This is a genomic window from Sphingobacterium bovisgrunnientis, from assembly GCF_009829085.1.
GTDB lineage: Bacteria > Bacteroidota > Bacteroidia > Sphingobacteriales > Sphingobacteriaceae > Sphingobacterium > Sphingobacterium bovisgrunnientis.
Map to the genome: position 1 here is coordinate 1 of NZ_WUQY01000108.1, position 609 is coordinate 609.

The 609-nt window shown below is 41.7% G+C and carries 1 protein-coding gene; it reads right to left on the minus strand.

Going from position 1 to position 609, the window contains the following annotated elements:
* Positions 1-141: 141 nt before the first annotated feature.
* Positions 142-342, minus strand: a complete 201-nt coding sequence (locus tag GOQ16_RS18465) for a hypothetical protein (RefSeq protein ID WP_240141086.1) — start codon at positions 340-342, stop codon at positions 142-144.
* Positions 343-609: the final 267 nt, after the last annotated feature.

Below are 609 nucleotides of genomic sequence, written 5' to 3' on the forward strand. Positions count from 1 at the left end.
TCGGTCTACTATAACCCATATAGCATTGTGTCCTTTTGCTGACCTTGGAAATCCAACCACAAAATCCATTGTGATGTTTTCCCATTTTCATTCAGGTATCTCTAAAGGATTCAGCAATCCTGCTAGTTTTGGTGTTCTGCCTTAACCTGCTAACATATTATGCATTTCTGCACGTACAGTCCGATACTCCTTTTCATGTTTCTCCACCAGAATGTATCTCGAAGGTCTCGATACATTTTCGTACCACCGGGATGTGCGGTGTATGGGGGTGGAATGAGCTTTTTCCCGTATTTCATTTCTTAGATTCTCATCCTTAGGCACACAAATCCTTCCTTTAAACATTAGTGCCTGATCCTCAGCTATTCCAAAGTCCTTCTTTTTATCGGTACCAACTTCATTCTTGATCTTTTTGCAAGAATGGGTCCTTTTCCTGTGCTTCAACAACCCGACTTCTAAGAGTAGGTCGACTTATTAAGGTTGCTAACCGAGCATTAGCTTGCTCTGGCGGGGTAATCACTTTGATCCTTAGATTTCCCAAGTCTTTGATCAATTCTGTCTAAGAAGTAGGTAATGACGTCAATTGTCCCATCGACTTTCTCCTTAGGGCAT

Excerpts from the sequence above, each read along its gene's own strand:
- GOQ16_RS18465 (WP_240141086.1), bottom strand. The coding sequence starts at position 342 with ATGTTTAAAGGAAGGATTTGTGTGCCTAAGGATGAGAATCTAAGAAAT.